This is a genomic window from Paenibacillus sp. CECT 9249 (assembly GCF_918697855.1).
Classification (GTDB): Bacteria; Bacillota; Bacilli; order Paenibacillales; family Paenibacillaceae; genus MSJ-34.
The window spans coordinates 22468-28467 of the sequence record NZ_CAKKLI010000058.1 but is presented as its reverse complement, the minus strand read 5'-3'; the positions used below and the strand labels follow the sequence as shown (position 1 = coordinate 28467).

General features: G+C 50.6%; 5 protein-coding genes. 1 reads left to right on the top strand and 4 read right to left on the bottom strand.

Annotated elements, in window-relative coordinates; genetic code table 11:
• Positions 1-244: 244 nt before the first annotated feature.
• The 4 genes from fba to rpoE form a co-directional block, all read right to left on the bottom strand.
• Entirely contained in the window at positions 245-1099 is an 855-nt protein-coding gene (gene fba, locus LQ229_RS24220) for a class II fructose-1,6-bisphosphate aldolase (protein ID WP_216540252.1), read from the bottom strand.
• 132 nt (positions 1100-1231) lie between these two features.
• Positions 1232-1627, bottom strand: a complete 396-nt coding sequence (locus tag LQ229_RS24215; protein ID WP_216540253.1) for a response regulator — start codon at positions 1625-1627, stop codon at positions 1232-1234.
• Positions 1628-1774: 147 nt separating this feature from the next.
• Entirely contained in the window at positions 1775-3376 is a 1602-nt protein-coding gene (locus LQ229_RS24210; protein WP_216540254.1) for a CTP synthase, read from the bottom strand.
• A gap of 404 nt (positions 3377-3780) precedes the next feature.
• Positions 3781-4326, bottom strand: coding sequence for a DNA-directed RNA polymerase subunit delta (rpoE, locus tag LQ229_RS24205; RefSeq protein ID WP_216540255.1), 546 nt, complete (start codon positions 4324-4326; stop codon positions 3781-3783).
• A gap of 531 nt (positions 4327-4857) precedes the next feature.
• Here rpoE and LQ229_RS24200 point away from each other — a divergent pair.
• Positions 4858-5994: a S8 family peptidase gene (locus LQ229_RS24200; protein WP_216540256.1), complete on the top strand. Its 1137-nt coding sequence runs from the start codon at positions 4858-4860 to the stop codon at positions 5992-5994.
• Positions 5995-6000: the final 6 nt, after the last annotated feature.

Genomic DNA, 6000 nt, shown 5'->3' with positions numbered 1-6000 from the left:
GTCCTCCTTGATCTCTTTGTAGCGGTTGGCAGACCGGCTACCATTTTATCATGAAGGTCAAGGGATTTTTACTCATAGCTATAAGCTTTCCTGAACCCCCAGTCGAACTGGGGGTTTTCTTGTACAAGAAAAGGGAAAACACCGGTGAGCGGTGTTTTTCCCGTTATATATGCCTTCATCCTGCTTGATGCGTGCGGCAAATGCCGCCTCGATTCGTTGCTAAAACTTCTAAGCTCGTAGTTTCTTACGCTTGATTATTGCTGCCGAAAAGTCTGATTTTCTCGCGTACCACTTCGACCATCGCATTGCGGGCAGGCGTCAAATATTTGCGCGGATCGTACACTTTCGCGTCTTTCGCGAGCACTTCGCGAATGGCATTCGTACAAGCCACTTGGTTCTCGGTATTGACGTTGATTTTGCCTACGCCGGCTTGAATCGATTTGCGGATCGCATCGTCCGGCACGCCCGAACCGCCGTGCAATACGACCGGTACAGGGATTTTGCTCGCCACTTCCTCAATAATGTCGAAATGGATGTTCGGCTCGCCGGAATACATGCCATGCGCAGTTCCTACCGCGATCGCCAGCGCGTCAACGCCTGTTTCTTCATAGAAACGGATCGCTTCTTCCGGCTTCGCAAGGTTCGCATGCTCAGCGTCAACGCTGATGTCGTCTTCAACCCCGCCGATCGTGCCAAGTTCGCCTTCAACGGACACGCCCATCGCATGAGCCGCGCGAACGACTTCTTTGGTTAAACGGATATTGTCTTCGAAAGAATGGTGGGAACCGTCGAACATAACGGAAGAAAATCCTGCGCGGATACATTGCATAGCAACTTCAAACGTGCTGCCGTGGTCCAGATGGAGCGCGATCGGAAGACCGGATTTGTCCGCCGCCGCTTTCGCGATCGCTACGGTGTACTCGAGGCCCATATATTTAATCGCGCCTTCGCTGACGCCGAAAATAAACGGCGATTTCTCCGCGATAGCCGCCTCGGTAATCGCTTGGGCGAACTCAAGATTGTTCATGTTGAATTGGCCTACAGCGAACTTGTTTGCCTTTGCCTTTGGTAGAAACTCATTCATTGATACTAATGGCATGGTTTCACTCCTCCTGATAGAATAGTTGTCTATAATCTAATGCCGGCATTACATACGGTGTTATTATACCACAAGATTATCGGAAAAAGTACAAGCCGCACGTCCCCATATGAAAAAAAGGATCCTAACGATCTAGGACCCTATCGCACAAGTATTCGAAAATCCGTTGCGAAGCTGCATATTGACCGCAATTCGCATTTCGTCGATATCAAACGGCTTGGTAAAATGCATCAGCGCCCCGAGGTCGGTCGCTTCTTTGATCATGTCCAGTTCCCCGTACGCGGTCATCATAATAACTTTAATATGGGGATCGATTTGCTTCATATGCTTTAATATTTCCAGGCCGTCCATGCCCGGAATTTTCATGTCCAACAGGACCATGTCAGGCGATTCCTTCCGCACGATTTCAAGCGCCAACTTCCCATTCGCGGCTTGGAACGTTTTGTAGCCTTCGCTTCCGAACACTTCCATCAACAGCACGCGAATTCCGTTCTGATCGTCAACAATGAGTACTTTTTTCTTTTCCAATTCAAACCCTCCCAAGAGTTCCCAGGCAAACGGTTCATGGATGTAGAACTGATCTGGACATTTAATTTGCTTATCCAGATAATATTCGCTGTTGGCAGGAAAATTCCTCCTTTTCTTGGGAAAAAAGCTTGATTCGGTTTCTTGCCGCTATTGTTGATGTTTGAGCGCCGCTTTGACGAATTCGCGGAACAACGGCTGCGGCCGGTTCGGCCGGGACGTAAATTCCGGATGGAATTGAACCGCCAGGAACCACGGATGTGCGGGAAGCTCAATAATTTCAACCAGACGCCCGTCCGGCGACGTGCCGGAAACGAGCAACCCGGCCGCTTCCAACGTTTCGCGGTATTCGTTGTTAAATTCATAACGATGGCGATGGCGTTCGTACACCAGCTCGTCCCCGTACGACTTCTCGGCCAGCGAGCCGGCAGCCAGTTTGCACGGATAGAGGCCAAGACGCATCGTCCCGCCCAAGTCTTCGATATCTTTCTGCTCCGGCAGCAAGTCGATCACCGGGTATTCGGTCGTCGGGTTAATCTCCGAGCTGTTCGCCCCTTCCAACCCGGCAATGGCGCGGGCAAATTCGATGACGGCCACCTGCATGCCGAGACAAATGCCGAAGAACGGCACTTCCTGTTCGCGGGCGTAACGGATTGCCGTAATCTTGCCTTCGATCCCGCGATCGCCGAATCCGCCCGGAACTAAAATGCCATGCACGCCTTGCAGCATATCGGCGACATTGCGATCGTTGATTTCCTCGGCGTTCACCCAACGGATTTTCACATCGGCATTCGCGTCGAAGCCCGCATGGGACAACGATTCGACAATACTCAAATAAGCGTCGTGCAGTGCGACATATTTGCCCACAATGGCAATTTCAACGTTATGCTGCAACTTCTTGACACGGTCGACCAGTTGTTCCCATTCCGTCATATCCGGCTGCGGAGTCGTTAATTTCAAATGGTTCACGACGATTTCGTCGAGTCCTTCATCGCGCAAGTTAAGAGGAACTTCATATAGTGTCGAAGCATCGCGGCATTCCACGACCGCATTCGCGTCGATATCGCAGAACAAAGCGATTTTGCGCTTCATGTCGTCCGATAGCGCATGCTCCGTGCGGCATACGATCACATTCGGCTGAATGCCGATGCTCCGCAATTCCTTGACGCTATGCTGCGTCGGCTTCGTTTTCACTTCGCCCGCCGCTTTAATATACGGGATCAGCGTGACATGGATATACATCACATTGTCGCGTCCGATATCGCTTTTAATTTGCCGGATCGCTTCCAGAAACGGCAAGCTCTCGATATCTCCGACCGTTCCGCCGATTTCCGTAATGACGACGTCGGAACCCGCTTCCTTGCCCGCGCGGAACACGCGCTCCTTAATTTCGTTCGTAATGTGCGGAATGACTTGCACCGTGCCGCCCAAATATTCGCCGCGGCGTTCTTTCGTAATGACGGACGAGTATACTTTCCCAGTGGTTACGTTGCTGTTCTTGGACAGGTTAATATCGATAAAGCGTTCATAATGTCCTAAATCCAAATCCGTCTCCGCGCCGTCGTCCGTAACGAATACTTCGCCATGCTGATAAGGGCTCATCGTTCCAGGGTCAACGTTAATGTACGGGTCGAATTTTTGAATCGTTACTTTCAACCCTCTGTTTTTCAACAATCTGCCCAGGGAAGCCGCTGTAATCCCCTTTCCTAATGAAGAAACGACGCCGCCCGTCACGAAAATATATTTTGTCACTATAAATACCCTCCTAATATTTTAGAGCGTGCAGTTAGCCGTAATAATACGAACACGCCAGTCCTCCGCATAAAACAAAACCGACTTGCTTAAAGCGTAAAAATGGAACTTAAAGAGGTTCTGAAGCAGAAACTTATAAATTCTATTATGGTCAAAAAAACAAAAAAGTGACTCCCGTATTCACGGGGCACTTTTTCATATTCCTTATAAAATACGATATTCTCAAGCCCAATTCCTCGGTTTGAAAAAGATCATTTATTGTAAGAATCTTAAGCCCATGCAATAGTTTACTCTGTAGCAAGTTCCCTGTCAAGTGAAGGTTCCGGCAAAACCGTTCTCCGTATCGCAAGCTTCTTCCGAATGGAAGACTTGCGCGGCCGGGATGCGTTACGGCGGCAACGCGATTACTTATCGTCGTCGTCCGTCTCTTCGAAATCGTCCTCGATCTCTTCTTCCTCCGCGTCGGCTTCGTCCATATCTTCCTCGTCGATCAATACTTCGTCGTCGACATCGGCGTCATCGTCTTCGTCCTCGTACAAGTCTTCCCGATCTTCGTCAAGCGAATCGAAGTCGTCTTCGTCCGGTACGTATTCTTCTTCTTCCTCCACGTATTCCTCGTCGTCCAGATCGTCGTCGTCGTTAATAATACGCGGATGCTTGGCATTGCCGAGGGCGTCTTCAGAGCGTTCCACCGGATACCAGCGCTTCAGTCCCCACAAATTGCTGCCGACGCAAGCGAATCTTCCGTCAATATTGATTTCCGTATACAGTTGAGCGATCACTTGGTTGATCTCTTCTTCGGACAGACCGCGAAGCTTTGCGACTTCGTTCATCAGGTCCCGGTAATAAAACGGCTCGCCCGACGCGCGCAAAATTTCAAATGCCAGGTCCACCATCGGAATCTCATGCACTTTTTCTGGGTCAATTTTCAATTGAAACGGGGTGTTCATTGAAGGACACTTCCTCTCACACAATGTTCACTAGGAATCTGTCCGAAGAAGTCCTTAAATGCGTTCCCGTCATGCGAGCAACTTCATCGGACAGCCCCCTAATTTCAGTCGGTCATTTATAACATATCCATATCAAACTTAAGTAAAACCTATTTAATCTAAAAATGCAAGTTTGACTTTCGAAAGGCGGTCCATCATCGAAAAGCCCTTCGAGGGTGAACGCAAAATTCGATGTCGAGTTAACTCTCATAAGTACATCGTGATCAAAAGTCGGCTTTTGAACGACCTCTAAAATGGAAAAGCGGAGGTTGTACCCTCCGCCCTGACTGTATCCGCCCGAAAGACATCCGTCTTCGAGGCCCTTACTTGCTTGCAAAGAACCGTTTCCCGGCTCTCTCTTCATACTATGTCCCGACCGCCGGTTTGACACGAGAGACGGCCTATTTCTGCGAAAAAAGGCAAGTTCATCAATCCCCGTCTCAGCGAAAGACATACAATACTGCAACATGTTAGTCGGGAGGGGACTCCGCTTTGGACTATTCGAGCTTTCTGCAACTGCTGCACGAAGAAATCGCCACTGGAAGCGCTACGGACAAAAAGCAAATTATTCGCTTCATCCGGACGCAGGACTACTACCAATGTGTCGCTCAACTGAAGAAAATGAGACCGTCTCTGGAAAAGCTAAATAACGTTCAAGAGTCCAAAATTATACACGCAATTATATGCCCTTACTTCTCAGGCCGAAAGCTCAAAAAATTTAAACATCAAGTCGTGTTTGAAGAAGACTCGAAGATGAAAGTGCACAAGATCGTGCAAAGCAATGTCCAATGGGATCGGGGGATTCCATGGGGAGTCCGGCAAATCAAGGCGCCGCAATCATGGGCGACTTCCACCGGGCATCGCGTTCGAATCGGCGTTATCGATACCGGGGTCGATTACAGACATCCGGATCTTCGCGATTCGGTCATGCGGGGCATCAATTTGCTCAACCGCACGATGATGCCGTACGACGACAACGGCCATGGCACGCATATCGCCGGCACGATCGCGGCGGCGAACGAATTGAACGGCATTATCGGGGTCGCGCCGCGAGCTATGATACATCCCGTCAAAGCTTTCGACTATAACGGCTCGGCGTATGTATCGGACATCATTCTCGGCATCGACTGGTGCGTCCGCAACCGGATGCATATTATCAATATGAGCTTCGGCATGAAGACGAGCAGCAAGGCCCTCCTTAACGCTGTGGTTAACGCGTTCGAAGCCGGAGTCGTCATCGTCGCTTCGTCGGGCAACGACGCCCGGCGCAAGTCGATCGATTATCCCGCGCGTTATCCGCATACGATCGCAGTCGGCGCGACGAACCGCCAGCGAAGAGTGGCGCAGTTCAGCAACCGGGGCAGCTATATCGACATTTACGCGCCCGGAGACCGAATCGTGTCTTCGTGGCTGAATGGCAAATATAACGAAATGAGCGGAACTTCCATGGCGACATCCCATGTGAGCGGGGCGATTGCGCTGCTTCTCGCGCTGAAGCCGGGACTCCCGCCGAGCGAGATCAAAGCTGCGCTGCGGCGCACCGCTTCGACGATTCGCGGCCGCAAACCCCGGAGCAAAGCGCCGGGCGAAGTCAATGCGCTGCGCTTATTGCGCGAAGCGACCCGGTAAGTTCCG

Bases quoted from the DNA above. Each gene is read 5' to 3' on its own strand.
- rpoE (WP_216540255.1), bottom strand. From the start codon at position 4,326: ATGAACACCCCGTTTCAATTGAAAATTGACCCAGAAAAAGTGCATGAG.
- fba (WP_216540252.1), bottom strand. From the start codon at position 1,099: ATGCCATTAGTATCAATGAATGAGTTTCTACCAAAGGCAAAGGCAAAC.